At 49.8% G+C, this 19,739-nt stretch carries 19 protein-coding genes; 6 read left to right on the forward strand and 13 right to left on the reverse strand.

The window, feature by feature from the left end:
• Window positions 1-3 precede the first annotated feature (3 nt).
• Complete coding sequence (locus tag ACYVFD_RS06870; protein WP_461089047.1) at window positions 4-2,394, reverse strand: ABC transporter permease; 2,391 nt, start codon at window positions 2,392-2,394, stop codon at window positions 4-6.
• Window positions 2,395-2,439: 45 nt separating this feature from the next.
• Here ACYVFD_RS06870 and ACYVFD_RS06875 point away from each other — a divergent pair, with 45 nt between their 5' ends.
• Window positions 2,440-2,886: a hypothetical protein gene (locus ACYVFD_RS06875; RefSeq protein ID WP_461089048.1), complete on the forward strand. Its 447-nt coding sequence runs from the start codon at window positions 2,440-2,442 to the stop codon at window positions 2,884-2,886.
• Window positions 2,887-2,954: 68 nt separating this feature from the next.
• On the opposite strand, the gene ACYVFD_RS06880 is transcribed toward ACYVFD_RS06875, so the two are convergent.
• The 3 genes from ACYVFD_RS06880 to ACYVFD_RS06890 form a co-directional block, all read right to left on the reverse strand.
• Complete coding sequence (locus tag ACYVFD_RS06880; protein ID WP_461089049.1) at window positions 2,955-3,632, reverse strand: ABC transporter ATP-binding protein; 678 nt, start codon at window positions 3,630-3,632, stop codon at window positions 2,955-2,957.
• A 74-nt stretch (window positions 3,633-3,706) separates the two neighbouring features.
• Window positions 3,707-4,954 (reverse strand): efflux RND transporter periplasmic adaptor subunit, encoded by a 1,248-nt coding sequence (locus ACYVFD_RS06885; RefSeq protein ID WP_461089050.1) that lies wholly within the window; start codon window positions 4,952-4,954, stop codon window positions 3,707-3,709.
• A 290-nt stretch (window positions 4,955-5,244) separates the two neighbouring features.
• Window positions 5,245-6,933: an ArnT family glycosyltransferase gene (locus tag ACYVFD_RS06890; protein WP_461089051.1), complete on the reverse strand. Its 1,689-nt coding sequence runs from the start codon at window positions 6,931-6,933 to the stop codon at window positions 5,245-5,247.
• Window positions 6,934-7,154: 221 nt separating this feature from the next.
• Between ACYVFD_RS06890 and ACYVFD_RS06895 the strand changes: the two genes are divergently transcribed.
• A complete protein-coding gene (locus tag ACYVFD_RS06895) occupies window positions 7,155-8,546 on the forward strand; it encodes a sigma-54-dependent transcriptional regulator (RefSeq protein ID WP_461089052.1) in 1,392 nt (463 codons plus the stop codon).
• 37 nt (window positions 8,547-8,583) lie between these two features.
• Here ACYVFD_RS06895 and ACYVFD_RS06900 read toward each other — a convergent pair whose 3' ends face one another.
• Window positions 8,584-8,760: a hypothetical protein gene (locus tag ACYVFD_RS06900; protein WP_461089053.1), complete on the reverse strand. Its 177-nt coding sequence runs from the start codon at window positions 8,758-8,760 to the stop codon at window positions 8,584-8,586.
• A 62-nt stretch (window positions 8,761-8,822) separates the two neighbouring features.
• A complete protein-coding gene (locus ACYVFD_RS06905; RefSeq protein WP_461089054.1) occupies window positions 8,823-9,575 on the reverse strand; it encodes a lysophospholipid acyltransferase family protein in 753 nt (250 codons plus the stop codon).
• A gap of 152 nt (window positions 9,576-9,727) precedes the next feature.
• Here ACYVFD_RS06905 and ACYVFD_RS06910 point away from each other — a divergent pair, with 152 nt between their 5' ends.
• Both ACYVFD_RS06910 and ACYVFD_RS06915 read left to right on the forward strand, forming a co-directional pair.
• Window positions 9,728-10,708 (forward strand): acyl-ACP desaturase, encoded by a 981-nt coding sequence (locus ACYVFD_RS06910; protein WP_461089055.1) that lies wholly within the window; start codon window positions 9,728-9,730, stop codon window positions 10,706-10,708.
• Window positions 10,709-10,711: 3 nt separating this feature from the next.
• On the forward strand, window positions 10,712-12,064 hold the full coding sequence (locus ACYVFD_RS06915) for a sensor histidine kinase (protein WP_461089056.1): 1,353 nt from the start codon (window positions 10,712-10,714) through the stop codon (window positions 12,062-12,064).
• A 202-nt stretch (window positions 12,065-12,266) separates the two neighbouring features.
• Here the strand turns inward: ACYVFD_RS06915 and ACYVFD_RS06920 are convergent, their stop codons facing one another.
• Entirely contained in the window at window positions 12,267-12,767 is a 501-nt protein-coding gene (locus tag ACYVFD_RS06920) for a hypothetical protein (protein WP_461089057.1), read from the reverse strand.
• A 286-nt stretch (window positions 12,768-13,053) separates the two neighbouring features.
• On the opposite strand from ACYVFD_RS06920, the gene ACYVFD_RS06925 reads away from it, so the two are divergent.
• Entirely contained in the window at window positions 13,054-13,344 is a 291-nt protein-coding gene (locus ACYVFD_RS06925; RefSeq protein WP_461089058.1) for a hypothetical protein, read from the forward strand.
• Between the two features lie 54 nt (window positions 13,345-13,398).
• Here ACYVFD_RS06925 and ACYVFD_RS06930 read toward each other — a convergent pair whose 3' ends face one another.
• The 6 genes from ACYVFD_RS06930 to ACYVFD_RS06955 all read right to left on the reverse strand — a co-directional run bounded on the left by ACYVFD_RS06930 (window position 13,399) and on the right by ACYVFD_RS06955 (window position 18,382).
• Window positions 13,399-13,545, reverse strand: coding sequence for a hypothetical protein (locus ACYVFD_RS06930; protein ID WP_461089059.1), 147 nt, complete (start codon window positions 13,543-13,545; stop codon window positions 13,399-13,401).
• A 20-nt stretch (window positions 13,546-13,565) separates the two neighbouring features.
• Window positions 13,566-15,191: an amidase gene (locus ACYVFD_RS06935; RefSeq protein WP_461089060.1), complete on the reverse strand. Its 1,626-nt coding sequence runs from the start codon at window positions 15,189-15,191 to the stop codon at window positions 13,566-13,568.
• A 447-nt stretch (window positions 15,192-15,638) separates the two neighbouring features.
• Window positions 15,639-16,091, reverse strand: coding sequence for a pPIWI_RE_Z domain-containing protein (locus ACYVFD_RS06940; protein ID WP_461089061.1), 453 nt, complete (start codon window positions 16,089-16,091; stop codon window positions 15,639-15,641).
• Between the two features lie 110 nt (window positions 16,092-16,201).
• A complete protein-coding gene (locus ACYVFD_RS06945) occupies window positions 16,202-16,450 on the reverse strand; it encodes a hypothetical protein (protein WP_461089062.1) in 249 nt (82 codons plus the stop codon).
• A gap of 1 nt (window position 16,451) precedes the next feature.
• The gene (locus tag ACYVFD_RS06950) at window positions 16,452-17,807 is read right to left on the reverse strand and encodes an ADP-ribose polymerase (RefSeq protein WP_461089063.1); all 1,356 of its coding nucleotides are present in this window, start codon (window positions 17,805-17,807) and stop codon (window positions 16,452-16,454) included.
• A 179-nt stretch (window positions 17,808-17,986) separates the two neighbouring features.
• Window positions 17,987-18,382 carry a pPIWI_RE_Z domain-containing protein gene (locus ACYVFD_RS06955; RefSeq protein WP_461089064.1) on the reverse strand — a complete coding sequence of 132 codons (396 nt, stop codon included), beginning with the start codon at window positions 18,380-18,382 and terminating at the stop codon, window positions 17,987-17,989.
• A gap of 247 nt (window positions 18,383-18,629) precedes the next feature.
• Here ACYVFD_RS06955 and ACYVFD_RS06960 point away from each other — a divergent pair, with 247 nt between their 5' ends.
• The gene (locus ACYVFD_RS06960; RefSeq protein ID WP_461089065.1) at window positions 18,630-19,709 is read left to right on the forward strand and encodes a helix-turn-helix transcriptional regulator; all 1,080 of its coding nucleotides are present in this window, start codon (window positions 18,630-18,632) and stop codon (window positions 19,707-19,709) included.
• The last annotated feature ends 30 nt before the right edge of the window (window positions 19,710-19,739 follow it).

The raw sequence follows: 19,739 nt of genomic DNA on the forward strand, positions 1-19,739 counted from the left end.
GGATTACTCACTTCGCAAACTCTTCACCGGATTCACCATGGCCGCTTTGATACTCTGATAACTCACCGTCAGAAAAGCAATCAGGATAGCCAGTACACCCGCCAGCACCATCATCCACCACTCGATGTTGATCTTATAGGCAAAATTCTGTAGCCACTGGTTCATGGCCCACCAGGCAATCGGCATCGCAATCAGAATACCTAAACCAACCAGTTTCAGGAAATCTGTTGAGAGCAGGGCAACGAGTCCACCGACCGAAGCCCCCAGTACTTTTCGAACGCCAATTTCTTTGGTCCGCTGCTCGGCAGTGAATGCGGCTAGGCCGAACAAGCCCAGACAGCAAACAATAATAGCTACGCCTGCAAAAAAGCTGAACAGTTGACTGGTTCGCTGCTCAGCCCGGTACATGCGGTCATAGGTTTCGTCCAGAAAGCTGTACTCAAATGGCTCATTAGGCATATCTTTTTTCCAGAGTCGTTCCGCTGCGGCAATAGCCTGAGACGCCCGTTGTCCTGTCGTTTTCACATGCACCATGCCGTTGTACCGAGGTACGCTGAATAGCACCATAGGCTGGATCTGTGTACGAACTGATGCAATGGCAAAATCGTTGACGACGCCAATAATCCGCCCTTCTGTTTCGTGAAACTTAAATCGCTTGCCAATAGGATCTTGGATACCCGCCTGCTTGACTGCGGTTTCATTCAGAATAAAACTTGTTGAATCGGCTTTAGTACCTGTGAAGTTTTTACCGAGACTCATTTTGATTTCATAAGCAGGAATGAAATCGTGGCTCACACCGAGTTGGTTAACCATAAACGACCGGCCAGGGGCTTTGCCATCCCAGTCGGTATCGCCGGTACTGCCGTCACCGCCCAACAACCCGCCTGTGTCGGTAACAACGGATCGAATGCTACTTTCCTTTTCCAGTTCACGTTTGTACTGCTCAGCCTTGCTACCTGCATAAAATACAAATGTGTGTTCTTTATTAAATCCCAAATCTCGCTCGCGGATGTAGCGCAACTGACCACCAATGACCAGTGTGCCTACGATAAGCCCGGTGGCCAGTGCAAACTGCGTAACCACCAGCACCCGGCGCAAACTGGCCTGGCCGGTGTGTTCGCCTTTGCCACGTAATGAACGCAGCGGATTAAAGGCCGAAATCATGAGGGCCGGATATAAGCCAGCCAGCAGCATGGTCACAAGCAGCGTACCGATGAGCAGCGCCCATGCCTGTGGGTCAAGTAACGAGAAGCCTAGCTGTTTACCAGTCAGATCGTGGTAAAAGGGCATCAGAGCCTGAATAAGTAGTACCGCCAGCGTGAGCGCTATGCCCATCGATAGGGTCGATTCGGTGAGTAACTGTCCCATCAGTTGACTCGATTCGGCACCAATCACCTTCCGCACGCTCACTTCGCGAGCCCGTCGGGTGGAACGGGCTGTTGTCAGATTGATGTAATTGATACAACCGATGCTCAACAGAAGCAGCGCAATCAACCCCAGCATACGAACCTGCTGCATACCCGTACTTTTACCATTGGGCTCGTACAGATGAGTTTTCGGAAGGGACTGAAGCTGGTAATCCGATGAGCCGTCGCCGGGCTTTGTATTACGGGCGATGGCCTGAATCTGTGTCAGTTTTTGACCGATGGCTGCGGAGTTAATACCTGGACTTAATTTCAGATAGGTCTGGAAGTAATAATTCCCCCAGTCGTCGTCCAGCCGTTTCCAGTCGCCGTTTCCACCGAACGTCCGTTTTTTCAGACTCATCGGAAAAAATAGCTTGTAGGCAATCGATGAGTTGTCGGGCAGGTTGGCTAGTACAGCGCCTACCGTAAAAGTCCGATTGCTGTCGGATACGCTTATGGTTTTTCCAATGGCGTTCTGGGTTCCGAAGTATTTTTCAGCGATTTCCTCCGTAAGAACGACTGAGTTCGGCGACGGAAATGGATTGGACTTGTCTCCGTAACGCACCTGAAAGCCAGTAAATAGATCCAGGAAGTTTTCATCGACGTAGCCCAGGTTGTCGTTCTTTTCCGAAAAGGATTGGGTTTTATCGTTCGACCCGTTTTTGATCAGGAACGTATGGAAGTCGTATAAGGTGGTTACGCGAACCACTTTCTCCACACCGGGAACCTTGCTGGCTGCGGCTACGGCAATCGGTGCGGGCGTTCCGGTCCAGAACGTTTCGTCCACACCTTTCCCAAAATGCGCATTGACCCGGTAAATACGATCGGCATCCGCATGAAACCGGTCGAAGCTCAGTTCATCTTTTACCCACCAGAATAACAAGACACTGACAGCCAGTACGGTTGCTAGTCCCCCTATATTAAGTGCTGAATACCAACCTCCATTTCGGATGTTTCGAATTGCTATTTTAAGGTAGTTGGTGAACATTGTGTTATTTTTAGTAAGTTTGGTATACTGTAAACCAATTCACTAATGAACTATTCAGCCCCAATTCCACAGAAGTTTATGGTTCTGGAAGATGATATGGGAGTTAATTCGACCCGTTATCATCAAAGTGCCATTGCTAAACTGACAGGCGGTCTTTATCCGCTATACCGCGCTGGAGCTATTGCATTAGAACCTTTGCCCGAGATGATGCTGACAGAAGGATATGCTAGCCCTATGCCCGATGTCAGTTTGTACAGTTACGCTGAAGAAGAGACCAAAGTCGTTGTTGAAGTTTGTCAAACAAACGGCCAGAAGAATGACCTCAAAAAAATAATCTGGCTGATAGACGAAAACGAATATGGTATTCTTGAAGGCTTCGTGTACAACTACAAAACCCGGCACTGGCTTCGTTACAGAAAGGGCGAGGGGGGAGTAGCTACCGAATCATCGTTCTCAGATGTACTAAATCTGGATTTGAATCAGTTTTTATAAGAAGAAGGGGAGGAGATATTGCTCTCTCGTCCCCTTCTTCTTATATGCCCTTGCTTTCCAGTCTGTTATTACACGTGGAAATTCTCCGTCACCACTTTGCCATCGAAGAGGTTGACAATGCGATGCGCAAAACCGGCGTCGTAAGGGGAGTGGGTTACCATGATGATGGTCGTTCCTTCTTCGTTCAGTTCACCCAGCAGTTTCATTACTTCCTCGCCATTTTTCGAGTCGAGGTTTCCCGTCGGTTCATCGGCCAGGATCAGCTTAGGTTTGGCGACAACGGCACGGGCAATGGCGGTACGTTGCTGCTGACCACCTGAGAGTTGCTGCGGAAAGTGGTTGCGCCGGTGCATAATGCTCATCCGTTCCAATGCTTCTTCTACGCGCTTTTTCCGTTCGTCGGCAGGGGTTTTCAAATACAGCAGGGGAAGCTCAACGTTTTCATAAACGGTTAGTTCGTCGATCAGGTTAAAGCTTTGGAACACAAAGCCGATCGACCCCTTGCGAAGCTGAGCCCGTTGCCGTTCGGTCATTTTGGCAACTTCGGTGCCATAGAAGTTATACTCACCTTCGCTTGGATTGTCCAGTAAGCCGAGGATGTTGAGCAAGGTCGACTTGCCACAACCGGAAGGACCCATGATGGCCACAAACTCGCCATCTTTAACGTCCATGTTGATGCCATTCAGGGCGGTGGTTTCTACTTCTTCGGTAGCGAAGAGTTTTTGCAGGTTAATTGTTTGGATCATAGTTTTTTGACAGGATTAACAGGATTTACAGGATTAAAGGCAGGTTTATAAATCCCGTAAATCCTGTCGAAAAATTAAAATTCGAGAACTTCGTTATCACCAAAATTTTCGTAAGAACTTGTAATGACTTGCTCGCCGGGTTCCAGGCCGCTCAACACTTCGTAGAACTCTGGATTTTTACGACCCAGCGTGATCGAACGTTTCACGGCCCGCTTGCCTGATTTGTCGACTACGTAGACCCAGTTGCCACCCGTATCGGAGAAAAAGCCACCTACGGGAAGCAGGGTCGCTTTGGCCGCTTTCCCCAACTCCAACTGAATCGGCGACGATTGCCCCCGCTTGATGCCTTCGGGCGTACCTTTCGGGAAAATCATATCGACTTCGAACCGGCCGTTTTTTACTTCTGGATACACCCGGCTGATTTCCAGGTCGTGGTTTTTACCATTGAATTCGAACGAACCTTTCAGCCCTGAAAATACCCGGCTGATGTAGTGTTCATCGATGCCCACTCGCATTTTAAACCCATTCAGGTCGTCGATCTGGCCGATGTTCTGACCCCGATTGATGTTTGAACCGACTTCTACATCGATACTCGATAACTGACCTGAAACCGGTGCTTTTACCACGAGGTTATCCAGTGTCTGTTGCCAAAGAGCGACGTTTCTTTGTGTACGTTGCAAGGTTCCCTCCAATTGTTTGATTTGGGCCTTGGCATTTTCTTCCTGATACTTCTGCGTTTCGATTTCAATCGTGCGCTGACTCATCAGTCGATCATACGCCCGCTTCGCTTTCAGGTAGTCTTCTTCCGACACGACTTTATCTTTGAAGAGCTTTTCCTGGCGTTCGTAGGTGTCTTTCGTCTGAGCAATCTGCGCATCTACGTCAGCCAGTGTTTTACGTAGGGTAAACCGTTCGATCTGTATCCGTTGGCGGGTGTTTTGCAGGTCGTTGACGAGTCGGTTGGCTTCCGTTTCCGATTGTAAAAAGCTCAGTTTCAGGCTCTGATTTTCAAGTTTTAAGAGTACTTCGCCTTTCTGAACCATGTTGCCGCCCTCAACGAGCTTCTGAGTCACGTATCCTCCTTCAATGGCGTCGAGCCGGATGGTTTTCAGGGGTTGAACGACGCCCGTAACAGCAATGAAATCCTCAAATGGTCCTGTGGTGACATCGGATACGGTTATTTTGTCTTTTTCAACATTCAATTTCGACCGACGGTCGGCAAAGAAGAACGTGTAAGCGAGCAAGCCTACTAAAAGTGCACCGCCACCGAAAATAGCAATGCGTTGTGTTGTCCAAAATCGTTTAGGTAAGACGCGATCCATTTTTAGTAATGAGCGAATGAGCGAAAAAACTTAATAAAACATAAATACTCACACTGTACTCGTCCGCTATCCTATAGTATGCCAATAGTCATGCCAGATGAATGGGTGTGTTGATAATCAATAGTTTAACTTTTGTAGAACATAGCCATTTGTCCGCTTTCGGACGGGTTTTGTCCGCTTTTGTGGGAGGTAATTGGTTGATTAGTTCATTGGTTAATTAGTTCATCGGAAATACTTCCTACACAACACAACCAACCACCAATTAACTAATCAACCACTCAATCACCCAGCTACTCCGCTTCTGCCAGCACATATGGCGATAATGTCCGGGAACGGGTAGCTGGATTTAGAAAATCATACGTGAGCTGACTGACGTGAAAATACGGAAATACAGCCAGTGTACGAAGAGTAAATCCCCGTTTGCTGAGAGAGTCGGCATCTTCGGCCGTAAGGAACACCTGTTTTTTGCCTGATCGGAGTTGCAGGCGTAAGCTTGAGTCGGTTCGGGCGTAGTGAGTTGGCGCGTTGGCGTAGAATTCGTACGACCAGAAACTACCCCCACCTACACCTGTACCGGGCTCATACAAAATGGTAGGCTGTTTGGCCAGCGCAGATTGCCCATTGGCGTATCGGGCTGCTGTCATACCTGCCTGATACTGAAAAAATAGAGGAAAAAGAAACAGATTCAGCGTTACAGCCAGAACGAGCATGGCTCCCATCATCCGCCCCAGCAGTGAGTCAAGCGAGATTTGCCGGAAAAAATAGAACGTCGCCAGGGTGATAATAACTACCCAGACAACGGCACTTATGACCTGACCTGGCTGGACAAGCAACAGTAGGGCAATGGCCAGGATCGCGATTAGCACACCAATAACCGTTTGCCCAATCGTCCATCGGCGTAACGCGGTCGGTGCCAGACTAACTAAATACTGGGCGGTCAGGATAGCATAGAGCGGGAATACAATATTTAGGTAATGCGGAAGCTGAAAACCCGACAGCGAAAACAGAGCAAATGTTGCCAGCCCGGAACCCAGCGAAACGTATTCAGGTAGCGCGTCCTGTCGTTTGATCAGTCTTGTAATGGCTTGGCCAATGCTCACATACAAGGGCAATGACCAGGGTAAAAATGCCCAAAGCAGTGTATGAACAAAAAAGAATTTGTCGCCTTCACCTTTGATAGGACCAGTATTGAAAAACCGGCCAAACTGGCTGTCCCAAAAGAAGAACCGAACACCCGATACGCCCGTCTTGCCGAAAACTACCTTTTCTGGATGCAAGTCGAATTGGTGATATAGGCAATAGATTTCGGGTAAGGTGCAGGCAAACGACAGGACAATGGCCAGATACCAGCGCCAATTGAGCAGTTCGCGCCAATGACCGGTCAGGAGCCAGTGCAGTACCAAACCTCCTCCAATCGGAATCAGGACGAAAACACCTTTGGTCATCAGTGCACAGCCTGTTAGCAGCGATCCTAGTAGTAGCTGATAAAAAGGGCCTTTCTGAAAGACACGGTAAAAATGATAGACTGGGCCAATAATCAGCGGCATCAAATACGGTTCAGCGCGCACATCACTGTTGGACAGCACACCATGAAAAGCAGCTAACAGGACTAAAGTAGCTACCTGGGCTACCGCTTTTGAATACGTAATTCGGGCAAATTGATAGGTGTAGGCAACACTGCCCAGGAAGGCCAGCAGGGCTGGAAATTTATAGCCGAAGGTATTTATGCCAAAAATTCGGTAACTTAAAGCGGCAATCCAGAACGGGAAGTGGGGTTTGTCGAGCCAGTCGGTACCAACAGCATAGAGGTTTACAAAATCACCGGTTTGCGCCATTTGCTTGGCAATGCAGGCATACAGCGCTCCATCGAGTTCCATAATGGGCGGAAAAAGCCCGGTGGAGTTGAGAAAAATACCGACAGCCACAAGGGCATAAAAGGTTCGGTCATTTACTGGCATCAGATAGTCACTTTTGGTCATTGATGGGTAATAGATAGATCGTTCAGTAAAGCAGATGACAATCATCAGGGCAACCAGTACATGCCAGTGATGAGTAACCGCCTAATGACAATGAATGACCATTTAATGACCACAAAAGACCATTCATGCAATTTGCTGGTCAAAGTACGGAAGAAATACGAAATTCGGCCCTGAATCTGAACCGGTGTGCAACAAATCGGCTAATTCATTATCTTTAGTATATGCAAGATGCCAAACTCCTACTGGTCGACGATGACCCTGATGTGCTGCTGGCGGCCCGATTGCTGCTCAAACGCCATGTCGCTTCGGTAGACATCGAGAAAAACCCTGAAAAACTGCCTTTTCTGCTCAACAACAACCGCTATGATGCCATTGTACTGGATATGAATTTCCAGCGTGATGTCAGCAGTGGCCGTGAAGGATTTGCCTGGCTCGAACGTATCCTCGACATTAACCCCTTAGCGCGTGTGGTGCTATTTACCGCCTATGGCGACGTGGAAATGGCCGTTCGGGCTATCAAAGCGGGGGCTGTCGATTTTGTGCTCAAGCCCTGGCAGAACGACAAATTCCTGGATACGATCCGAAACGCCGTGGAAGGCGGCCGGGAATCGGGGGAGGAGGCTGGCCAGTTGAACGGTAAAAAAGAGAAAAACGGAAAAGAGCCATCCGATAAAAAATCGACCAAACACACGAATATTATCGGTTCGGCCATGCGTCCCATTCTCGACACCGTTGAGCAGGTCGCTCCCACTGACGCCAATGTGCTGATTCTGGGTGAGAACGGTACCGGTAAAGACTTGGTGGCTCGTGCTATTCACGAACATTCCGACCGGAGCGATAAGCCCTTTGTTAGTGTGGATGTAGGAGCCTTGACCGAAAGCTTGTTTGAGAGTGAGTTGTTTGGTCACGTGAAAGGGGCTTTTACCGATGCCCGCGACGACCGGGCGGGCCGATTTGAAGAAGCCAACGGAGGAACCATTTTTCTGGACGAAATCGGCAACTTAAGTCCTGCCCAGCAGGCACGGTTGTTAACCGTTTTGCAACAAAGGCAGGTAACACGCGTGGGCTCCAACAAAGCGCGGGCAATTGACGTGCGGCTAATTTGCGCCACCAACGCCGACCTGAATGAGCGCGTGGCCGAACGCCAGTTTCGTCAGGATTTACTGTACCGGATCAATACCATCGAATTGCATTTGCCACCCCTGCGCGAACGCCCGTCCGACATAGGTCCCCTGGCTGAATTCTTCCTGAAAAAATACGCCAAGCAGTATAATCGTTCGGTATCGGGTTTGAGTCCGGCGTTATTGGCCGATATGAAGCAGTACCGCTGGCCGGGTAATGTTCGGGAGTTGCAGCATGCTGTGGAGCGGGCCGTCATTCTGGCTCGCCCCGAATTGGCACAGGGAACATTGCTGGAACCTACGAATTTTGTGTTCAAAAATGGGTCAGCCGCCGTTTCGCCTGTAAACGAAACGCTACAGTTGGAAGATATGGAACGGCAACTGATTCAGCAGGCCATGCAAAAGCACCGGGGCAGCATCACCGACGTAGCGCGGGAGTTGGGTCTATCCCGGCAGGCCTTGTACCGACGGCTGGAGAAGTTTGGACTTTAGGTGCCAAAATCTATTTTGCCTTAGAATAATGCTGACTCTATTCTGATGTAAGAATTCGGTCTTCTAATTCACCATGAGTCAGGGTTGGCCCTTCGGCTGGAAACGAATCTGTACGATCAAATTCTATGATATGTTTCTGGGCCAAGGCATTGAGAATATTCATGACAAAGTCCTGATCCTCGTCGGCTAAAACAGTTACTTCAATCGTTGTCATACCGCTGTTTTTTATGAAATATACCAGTTTGTTGGCAAAAATTCAAGTACGCTGGAATGAGCCTAACTCGCAACCGCTAGCCCTAACTCCTTGCTAATGGCTTCCTGCGAAAGGCGTACGACTTCATCGGGTGCTTTTCCGGCGGGTTCAATACCCGGCAACACCGTCCACGACATTCGGGTGAAGGCCGTAAGCGGGAAAAGACCTGTAGGATTAAATCGACCTGTTCCCTGAATGGCAATGGGTACTACCAGTGCATTAGGAGCTCGTTTGAGCAGCGTAATGACTCCACCCGGCATGAATGGCTTCATCTCGCCAATAGCTGACCTTGACCGGGTGCCTTCGGGAAAAATAACCGCCGAACGATTCGTTTGCTGAATCAGCTTACCAAGTCGCGCAATTTCGGAAAGGGCCTGTTTGGCATCTTTCCGATCGATGAGAGCGGCTCCACTTTTACGAAGGTTGTACGAAACGCCGGGTGTGCCTTTGGCGAGTTCGATTTTGGAGACGAAAATGGGGGTATGCCGACGCAAAAACCAGATGATCGGCGAAATGTCGAACATGCTCTGGTGGTTGGCCACGAAAATAATCGGACGGTCGGTGGGAAGGTTAGGCCGGTCGCGGAAGTGAATGCTACTGCCGGTCAAGTACCAGCCATACGCGATAGCGGCATTCATCCAGTCGACCGATTTTTTGTGAGCCTCTTTGCCAAAGACGTTGAAGGCAATAACCTGTAAAATGTGGAAAATACACAGTACTAACCCGAAGTACAGTAGGTATACACAACTCAGCAGATAATCCAATACTTTTTTCATAGAGATCAGGGCGAATCCATTCGCGCCATAAAATTAATGACGAACTGATTTTTGTCAGGTAAAAAAACGTCTATCAGACAGATTCAATCGGTTATATTGCCGAACTTTACCCAGTCGTTAGGACAAATCATTCATTTTTTTGTTTATAGTTCATGAGCTTATCAGGCACACGCATAGAGGTGATGCGTTACGTAGGAGAAACCATCGATGCCTCCATCGACCAGTTTTTGAAACCAATAGAAAAGTATTGGCAACCAGCCGATCTGTTGCCTGATACCACCAACGAGTCGTTTCTGGACGAAGTCAAACTGCTGCGGGAAAGTTGCCGTGAACTGTCGTACGATTACATCGCCGTTCTGGTAGGCGATACCATTACTGAAGAAGCGTTGCCCACCTACGAATCGTGGCTGATGGACATGGAAGGTATTGACCAGGGCAATCCGAATAGCAGTTGGACCCGCTGGATTCGTAGCTGGACGGCCGAAGAAAACCGTCATGGCGATCTACTCAACAAATTCCTATACCTGTCGGGGCGGGTGAACATGCACGCCATGGAAGTATCGACGCAGTACCTGATTTCCGATGGCTTCGATATTGGTACCAGCCGCGACCCATACCGGAATTTTGTCTACACGTCCTTTCAGGAATTAGCCACCAATATATCGCACCGCCGGACGGCAACGCTGGCCAAACAGGCAGACTGCAATCAGTTGTCGAAGATTTGCGGAGTCATTGCCTCCGACGAAATGCGCCATCACAAAGCCTACAAGGAGTTTGTTGCTAAAATTTTTGAGGTCGATCCCTCCGAAATGATGCTGGCGCTGGAAGATATGATGCGCAAGAAAATTGTGATGCCTGCGCACTTCCTGCGGGAAACGGGCGTAAAGCTGGGCGAAACCTTCGCGCATTTTTCGGATGCTGCCCAACGCCTGGGTGTGTACACCACAATGGATTACATTGAGATTGCCGAATTGCTGCTTCAGGACTGGAAAATTGACTCGATCAATGGGCTGAATGATAAAGCTCAGCGCGCCCGCGATTACCTGATGGCACTTCCTGCCCGACTCCGCCGGGTAGCCGACCGGACAAAAATTCCGGCGTTGGAATATCCGTTTAGCTGGATTGCTGCCTAGCCTATGAACCGGTTCGCGATTGGCATAGGCTGGCGTATAATGGGTGTGATAGCCCTGGCCAGCGCGATCACGTACTTCCGGATTCAGGAGGCCAATGGGCTGGTCATCTTTACATTAGCCGTTCTTGGTATAATCCTGACGGTTAACTTATACCGTTTCGTGACCAGCCTGAACCGAAAGCTGACGCGCTTTCTGGAGTCGGTTCGCTATTCTGATTTTGCCGTCGCGTTCCGGGCCGATAGCAATTTGGGCCCTTCTTTTTATGAACTGAACGATCAGTTCAATGAGGTGCTGGATGCGTTCCGGCAGGCCCGTGCCGAAAAGGAAGCCAATCTACATTATGTCAATACCATCGTGCAGCATGTGAGTGTCGGGCTGATGACGTTCGATGCTGCCGGACAGGTAGAGTTGGTCAATCAGACGGCTCTTCGATTGCTGGGGATTTACCGATTACGAACCCTGAACGACCTCAACCCGACGCATCCCGATCTGGCTCAGTTGCTCAAAACCACTACAGCCTCGCCTGTACCGACATCCTACCAGACGGGAGCCGATGGTGAACTATCGGTGCGCTGTACCGCCGTTCGGCTTCGGGGACGACTGGTAACGGTGGTATCGATGCAGAACATTCGAACGGAGTTGCAGCAGCGTGAACTCGATGCCTGGCAAAACCTGACCAAGGTGCTGCGGCACGAGATCATGAACTCCATCACGCCGATTGTATCGCTGGCGGGTACCATGCGCGACATTGTCGAAGCGGATCTGATCCCCCTGGCGACTGAGCAGCCGGGCCTTGTCCCGAATTATGTGAATGAGTCCGTAACGGATCTGCACGATGCCCTAATGACGATTCAGCAACGGGGCGCCGGGATTATGCAGTTTGTGGATGCCTACCGAAACTTTACGACCATTCCCCAACCGATTTTTGCGGACGTGCCTGTTGAGCCGCTGCTGCGGAATGTGGTGCAACTGGTACAGCCCTACGCCCCTAAATGCCTGATCACCACAACGGTAGGTTCTGCGAATCTGGCTATCCGGGCCGATGTATCGCAGGTTGAACAGGTGTTGCTCAACCTGATCAAAAATGCCATCGAAAGTATGGATGGCATGGACAACCCGCATGTTCAACTGGAAGCTCTCTCTGAAGGTCCGCATGTAGTGATCCGCGTGACCGACAACGGGCCGGGTATTGAGCCCGAAGCCCTGGAGCAGATTTTTATTCCGTTCTATACCACCAAGAAAACCGGTTCGGGTATTGGCCTGAGCTTATCCCGCCAGATCATGCAACTCCACGGAGGCAAACTCTCCGCCGATTCAACCCCCGGCCAGGGCAGTACCTTCAGCCTGACGTTCTGAGATTTTCGTTATACTTACGATAAAATCAGATGCATACTATTCAGTGAACTATCCTCGTTATCAGGCCTTTTTCAATGCCGATCGCGTGCCAGTGCCTATTAAAGTGTTGCTCGGATTTTAATGATTGCTAGATCTCACTATGACTTTTCTTCTTCCCTGGTTATCGATGATTTCAATACGTTTTCTCTCAAATAAGAGCTAACTAGTTAGCCTCTTTATCAAGCTTAGCCTTTGCTTCGGCATCATAATCGATGATGAACCATTCGTGATAGAGCGTAGTCAGGTAAAAGCCTTCCGGTTGGAGGTCGCCGATGGCGATAAATCCAGCTCCGAATAAGCTATCGTCGTAGGTTGTGTCTTTAAGGTAAATGACTAGTTTGGCGTGGTCTTCGCTCCGAAAATGATGCAGGATAGTGATGTTCGGATGGTGGCTTCGGCTGACGGGCAAAAGTACCCAATGATCACCTATCTGCATGAACTGTGGACGAGCGGCAACCGGATCGAAGTTGGGTTCCCAGCGGAAAATCATATCGTCGGGCTGGTACGTTTTAAACTTCCACGCCCACGTTTCGGGGCCTTCATGTTTCTCAATAATCCGGTCCCAACGGCTTTGCTTGATCCGGTCGAGTGTCTGGGATGATAAGTCTTCTACACGCATAATTTTTACTGGTTTTATGGTGGGTAACGGTTTTGCCTGACTCATTCGGCAATTGAGGTTAGAATTCTGTATGATAATGGCTGTCAGTCTAGACTATTTTCTGGAAATAAAGTGCGCTGTGGGCTAGCCTAATTTTGAAAATGCGCCCATATTTGATAAATTTAATCAACAACAGTACGCAGTTAAGAGCTGACTCTATTCATTTATGTTTGATACACTTGACTTCGCGCAGGATATTTTGGACAGGGAAATCAGCCCAACGCAATCCGTTGAGGGTTTACCATCGTCCAATCGACAACATCTGACCGCTATCATTGCGTATTAGCAACTCGTGGATAACTGGGATGAGGATGGAGCTATTGCGCCTTCGCATCAAACGGTATTGGCGGCACTCGATATTGCGCTGCTTCTTACGGCAATTGGACAACCTATTTACCACACATCACCTGGGCCAGTAGGCGAAATTATGATCAATCTCCGCAATGGCGAGAAGTCGGCTGAATTGCTGACGTACCCAAACAATCGAATCAAATTTGTTCGTATTGCTCTAAACGAATCTCCACAAAAAGGACCACTAACCCCGGAGTCGTTGCGAGAAATACTCCAATGGCTTAATCGATAAGTTGGGTTTAGAACTAAGTTTCGAATTATTGCTAAGTATCCAGCAAATACTTCATTAAGTAGAGATGGTCTTGTTCAGGTCTTCTTCCCAACAGCCATCTTTCTCCATAATACTACTTTTATACTTACCCAAAGCTGCTTTCAAATTCGATTTTGGCTTTTTATTAGAGGAGACTTTACCGGATTTGGTTGCAGTTTTCATCAGCATGTATGCTCGATTCGCTAAGATAACGTTGCATTTGGTACCAACGATTCCACAAACGTCGGCCGCGCTCGCTTTTTAGACGCCTGCTCATAGGCGTAACCCATTGCCAATAATGGCCCTTCCTGATAGGCTCCGGCGATGAGCGAGAAACCGACGGGGAGACCGTGAACGGTGCCCATCGGGATCGTCAGATGTGGATAACCGGCCATAGCGGCTGGTGGGCAGAAATAAAAACCGGTGTCGTAGTCGCCGTTGATGAGGTCGATGCAGCCTGCAAAGCCGATGCTGGTTCCGCCAATGGCATCCAGTTTATGTGTCGCCATCAACTGGTCGATGCGTTGGCGCCAACTGCGGGTTTTAGCTAACGCTTCGGTGTATTCCTTGCTGCTCAGATCTCCTTTGGCTTCACTGCTTTCGAGCGTTTCCTGTTTGAAGTACGGCATGGCTTTATCTTGATTCTTCTTATTGAAAGCAATCACGTCGGCCAGGGATTTAACCCGAGCATTTGCTTTCGACAGGTAACGGTTCAATCCATCTTTGAACTCGTATTGCAGTACCGTAAATTCAGCCCCGCCCATCTCCCGAAGTCCCTTCATTAACTCAACTTCTACGATTGTGGCGCCCTGTTTTTTGAGTATTTCAATGGCTTCTTTATAGAGGGTCACGACGCCTTCATGCCCGTTCAGAAACGATTTCTCTATGCCAATCCGTTTGCCCTTTAGCGCGTCGGTTTTCAGAAATTGGGTGTAATCGGTTACGCTCTTGCCCCGGCTTTCGAGGGTTACCGTATCAGATGGATCGACACCGGCTAATGCACCCAACAAAATAGCGGCATCGGTCACGGTTCGGGTCATAGGACCAGCGGTGTCCTGCGTGTGCGAAATGGGAGTAATGCCGCTTCGACTGACCAGCCCAACCGTTGGCTTAAGACCGACCAGGCCGCAATGGGACGAAGGGGCAATGATGGAACCATCGGTTTCGGTCCCTACGGCTGCGGCACACAAGTTGGCCGATGCTGCCGAACCCGAGCCCGAACTCGAACCGCTGGGATTACGGTCCAGCACATACGGATTGCGCGTCTGTCCACCCCGGCTGCTCCAGCCGCTGGTCGAACGGCTAGACCGGAAATTGGCCCACTCGCTTAGGTTGGTTTTGCCAAGAATGACGGCTCCGGCCTTGCGTAACTGAGCTGCAACAAAAGAATCCTGAGCCGCTTTATGGCCTTCCAGCGCTAACGATCCAGCCGTCGTCATCATCTGATCGCCGGTGTCGATATTGTCTTTGATCAATACCGGAATCCCATGCATCGGCCCCCGAAGCTTGCCAGCTTTTCGCTCCTGATCCATCGCTTTGGCGATCGTCAACGCATCGGGGTTTAGCTCAATCACAGCGTTTAGCCGTGGACCTTTTTTGTCAATGGCGTCGATACGATCCAGATACAGTTGGGTAAGGGCTTCAGAAGTATATTCACCCGATTCCATTTTCTGTTGCAGCTCACGAATCGTCAGTTCATTGAGGGCAAAATCATCGGTGAACGGAGTGGCTTTGTCTTCGGTAGTGGCAGTTTTAGGAGAAGAGCAGGCGGCAATCGTAGTGGAAACCGATACAACGGAACTGGCTTTGATAAAACTCCGGCGATTCATAGGGGAAACTGTAGAAATGAGGGCTGAGACAAGCCCACAAGTTAGCAGTTTTTAGGACTTTGGCTAAATGTGTTTGCTCTTTTGGGGGCTGTCCAGATGGGCGCATCTGTCATAGTGAGGAGGGTTCGCCGTTGCGGTCCTGAAAACCGGATTATGCAAACCGTTCGGTTTTGAGAAACCGCCCAGAGTCGGTTATAAGTAACCGACTCCACTCTAGCTAGGGAGTTAGGCCTTTCTAGGGGTAATATACAATAAGAAGGCGGGACGCTGGTTCGACCCCGTTGGGGTCGAATCTCTATAGAAAAAACTATGCTACAAACATTCGACCCCAACGGGGTCGCACTGCCTCTGCCTGTGCGAATGTGCTGAAAACCAATTATCTTAAATCAAAGATCGAGTGGCGTCAAAAACACCACTCGATTCTGGTTGGGTAATTGATTCAACTTATTAAGCCAGCGCCTTCGTGAACAACCCTACGCGTTCGCGGAGAAGGTAGCCGCTGAGATCGGTGCGGAGATTGCCGTTTAGGTTGAAGATCCGTAAATCGGCAGGAAGATGTTCGTATTTGTCTAAAGCTTTCAACCAGGCATTGCGGTCCAGGTACGGAGCCAGCAGGATACGCGCCTGATTCAGAGCACGGTGCTGCCGGGGCGACCAGATAGGCCGCTGCCGGTACACAAACCCCTGACCGTTGAGCAGGTCCGACAGCGACTGAGGAGGTGCCATCGGAACCAGTTCGGCCAGCAGGTATAAACCTAATTCAACGTTCAACAATCGGTTGGCCACCATCCCTGGCAGGGCATGCCGAAACCGAAGGCGGGTCGCCAGCGGCTCCTGCCAGCGGAGTAAGCTGGCAAGGGCCGGGCGGGTTGCGGGAGCGGTGGTGAGGAGCGTGTTCATTGGTCTGTTGTTGTTTACTGTTCCTGAATCAAATTTCACACACTCAGAACGTAATCTTTTTACGTTGTACTGAAAATTTTTATTTTTTTTTCGCTCCTCTCGCTCCCTATCTATTGCAACGACGGTCTGAACGTCGGGAAGTTGTAAATACGGTGTTTGCCATTGTTCTGGATAGACCAGTTTTCCCATAAGCCGATGACCAGCATCCACTGCGAAATGTCGGCCTGGCGGGCTTCGTAGCCGCGCTCACGCAGAAAGTTTTTAACGTCGAGCGTGGTGGTGCTGCCTTCGGCCAGAATGAGCGCCGTAGCGGCAAACCGAATGGCCAGTGGTTCGAGTTTTTTGCGTTTGGTTTTCATCTTACGATTTGATTCGGACGAGGTACCGAACGGTACACTGCGCCTGGTTGTACACAATAAATTCGTTTTTCTGAAGGCTTACGCCCTGTTTGGCAAATACTGAATTATAGCTTGGGTCGATGCGCTTGAGGGCGTCGGCATCCAGCGACATGTGCTTCGATTCGTGCCTGGAAATTTCCAGTTGATTGCCCACATGCACTTCATAAATAGCGAGATACGCTTCGCGTTGCCGACCATTGGCCCAAACGGACCCGCTCAGCGACGTATAATTGAGCGATTTGCTGAACTGATCGGCGAAGTAGATGCCATAGCCAAACATTTTGCCCGTAATAACCGCATTGGCTGGCCGTAATACCAACCCCGTTTTCAGAATCGACAGCCAGTTTTCACTACGACTACCATGCCAGAGAGCCAGCGTTTTACGGTTTGGTTGCTGATGTACATAAGCCTCAAAAGACTTGTCGGTCAGGGTATGCTGTACACTGAAAGCGGCATCGAACTTGGCGGCATCGGAACCCATCATTCGTTTAATCTGCTTCAGAATGGTGTCGTCACTGACAGGTTCGATAGTCAGGTTCATCGACTCCAGGAGGGTAGGCTGGGCTTCTTCCGGACTGGTTGGTTCAGGAGCGAGTTCAACTTGTCCACGCATGACATCCAGCGTCGATTGTTCATTGGCAAGCTGGTCCTGAAGTGGCTGTAACTCATTGGCGGACTGTGGGGTTGCCTTAGCCAGATGGTCGCCTACGTGAGTCATTCGACGCGGAATCACCTTGAACAGATCCAGGAGTTTGGCGTTATAAGCTTCTGTGTCCATGCCTGGTTTTAGCAGACCAGCCAGTTCATCAAGTAACTGTTGCGCCGTCTCAACTTGTTTGCGGGTTACCTGCTGAGCCGTCACAATGTAGTTCTGATAAATAGACTGGTTGGCTAAATCCAGCAGACGGCTCATCAGCGTTCGAACCACTGGGTTTGGAATGGTGCTGGCATCGGTTGCCAGACTTTTCTGGGCGTACAGATGGGTCTGATCTACATACCCTTTCGCCACTTTCTCGCGAAATTTTTTGTCCCAATGCGCCATCGGGTAACTAACCGTAGTCCGTATGCCACCCACCCGACCATAATGCACAGTGAACGTACCATCATCGTTCTCACACATTTCGTAGTATTTGTTATTATTTCCGGCCGTCACCATGATCAACTTCACCGTTCGGGTAACCGCAGTGGTCGAGTCAGTAGGTTCGGGCGTTGTTGTGTCGGCAGATGGTCCGGGTGTCGTTGGATGAAAGGGGATGGTTTTGCCAGAATGGCTCGACGTAGATGGGCCCCATACCCGTTGTAGCAACTGGTTCAGCATAATGGATGAGTGTCAGATAGTGGTTAGTTGTTGTCATTGGCTACGCGTCATTTGACCGTCATTATTAGTCATTTGTTGTCATGTATTGCTACTAATAGTTTATAACAATGTATGGCTATTGATGCCAATTGAATGATCACTTAATGACGCGAAGCCAATGACCATTAATGACAATGTAATTAGGCCAGCATCTTGCGTAATACGCCCAGGCGATTGCGGGAAAAGCCAACGGTTTTTTCGGAAAAATGGCTGCAATCGCGGCTGAGATCGTAGGCTAGTCGATGGCCTGGTGAGGCTGCGTATGCCTGAAGCAGCGTTTGCCAGTGAACGTAATTGGTAAAATGCGAGAGGAGCAGTCGGCCCCGGTTGAGGTATTTTTGCTGCCGGGGCGTCAGAGTAGAGCGGAGTTGGTCGTCGGGCTGGAGCAGGTCGGGCAGAGCCGTTGGGGGCGCTGTCGGATTTACCTGCTGCAATAAGAACAGGCCGAGTTCGAGGTCAACTAATTGCCGGGTCGAGAGCGACGGGCGGGCTGTGTAAGCCGGGGTTTCTGTGCGCGGACGTGAGGTATGAGTCATGATTGTCTATGTAAATGTCCGATTCAAAAATATACCCCCAAAAACGTAATCTATTTACGGTCTGCTTTTTTGTTGAAAAAAAATGTCAGTAGCTTCGCGGCAAGTATTGTCAGGTGTAGTCAAGCATGGTCAGGGATCGCTCCGAAGCTGTGTGTGACAACTTTAAACAACTCATGACTACACTTGACAACCTTTTGACAATACTTGACCGCTCCTGACCATTTTTGACAACAAATAACTAATCCCTATGCCTATTACTCGTTCGGCTTTCCAACGGTACCGACTCATCGACGAAATCATTAGCCGTTATCCCCGGCGGTATTCCAAACAGAAGCTCTTTGAACTTTGTCAGGACAAGTGCGGTATCCGGTCCATATCGTCGCTCGAAAAAGACATCCAGCGGATGCGTGAAGACCACGATGCGCCCATTGCCTACGACAAACGACTGAACGGTTATTACTATACCGACCCGCAGTTTCGTTTGCTGAGTCTCATGCTTACGCCCGACGATATGGATGCGCTGGAACAGGCGCGCGAGGTGCTGGCGGCTACGCAGGGAGCCTCCGTGGCCGATGAACTCGATAATGCCCTGCAACGGGTTCGGCAGAGTCTTGACATTATCCGGGAGGTGAAAACCGATGCGCCTACCCGCCGGGTCGTATATGTGGAAGAAAAGATTCTGGGTGGGAATCGCCAGTATGTACCCGTTCTGATTCGGGCTGTCAACCAGAATCGGCAGGTGGCATTTCGGTATCTTAAGCACGAAGAAGCGGTGTCGATGACCAGTCAGGTGCAGCGAAAAACCCGTTCGAACCCTCGTAAAGAATCCAGCCTGATGACGCTCGAACGACCAAAACTGCGGATTCTGCACCCGATTCTATTGCGCGAAGTGGCCGATAGCTGGTATGTGATCGGTTACGATGCCGCCAGCGGTCGTGAAAAAACCTTCGCCCTCGACCGTATGAGCGAACTGGAATTGCTGGACGATCCCTGCGATGTTCCCCCAGCCGTACTGGCCAGCGTGAGCGAACTATTCGAGCATATTTATGGCATCACCGACAGCCACGGCCCGGTCGAAGAGATTGTCTTGTCGTTCAGTCCATTGTTTGGACGGTATGTGAAAGCGAAGCCTATTCACCAGACGCAGGAAGTTCTGAGCGATACGGAAACCGAATGCGTTGTCCGGCTTCGGCTGGCGCCTAATCGCGATTTACTCATGCACCTGCGCAGTTACGGCGAACACCTGACCGTTTTACAACCCGAGAGCCTGGTTAGGGAAATGAAAACATCGCTGGAGGCTACGCTGGCGAATTATAATGGTCGATAAATAGTCATTGCTTTGCGTCATTGGTAGTCA

This window comes from Spirosoma gilvum, assembly GCF_054776815.1.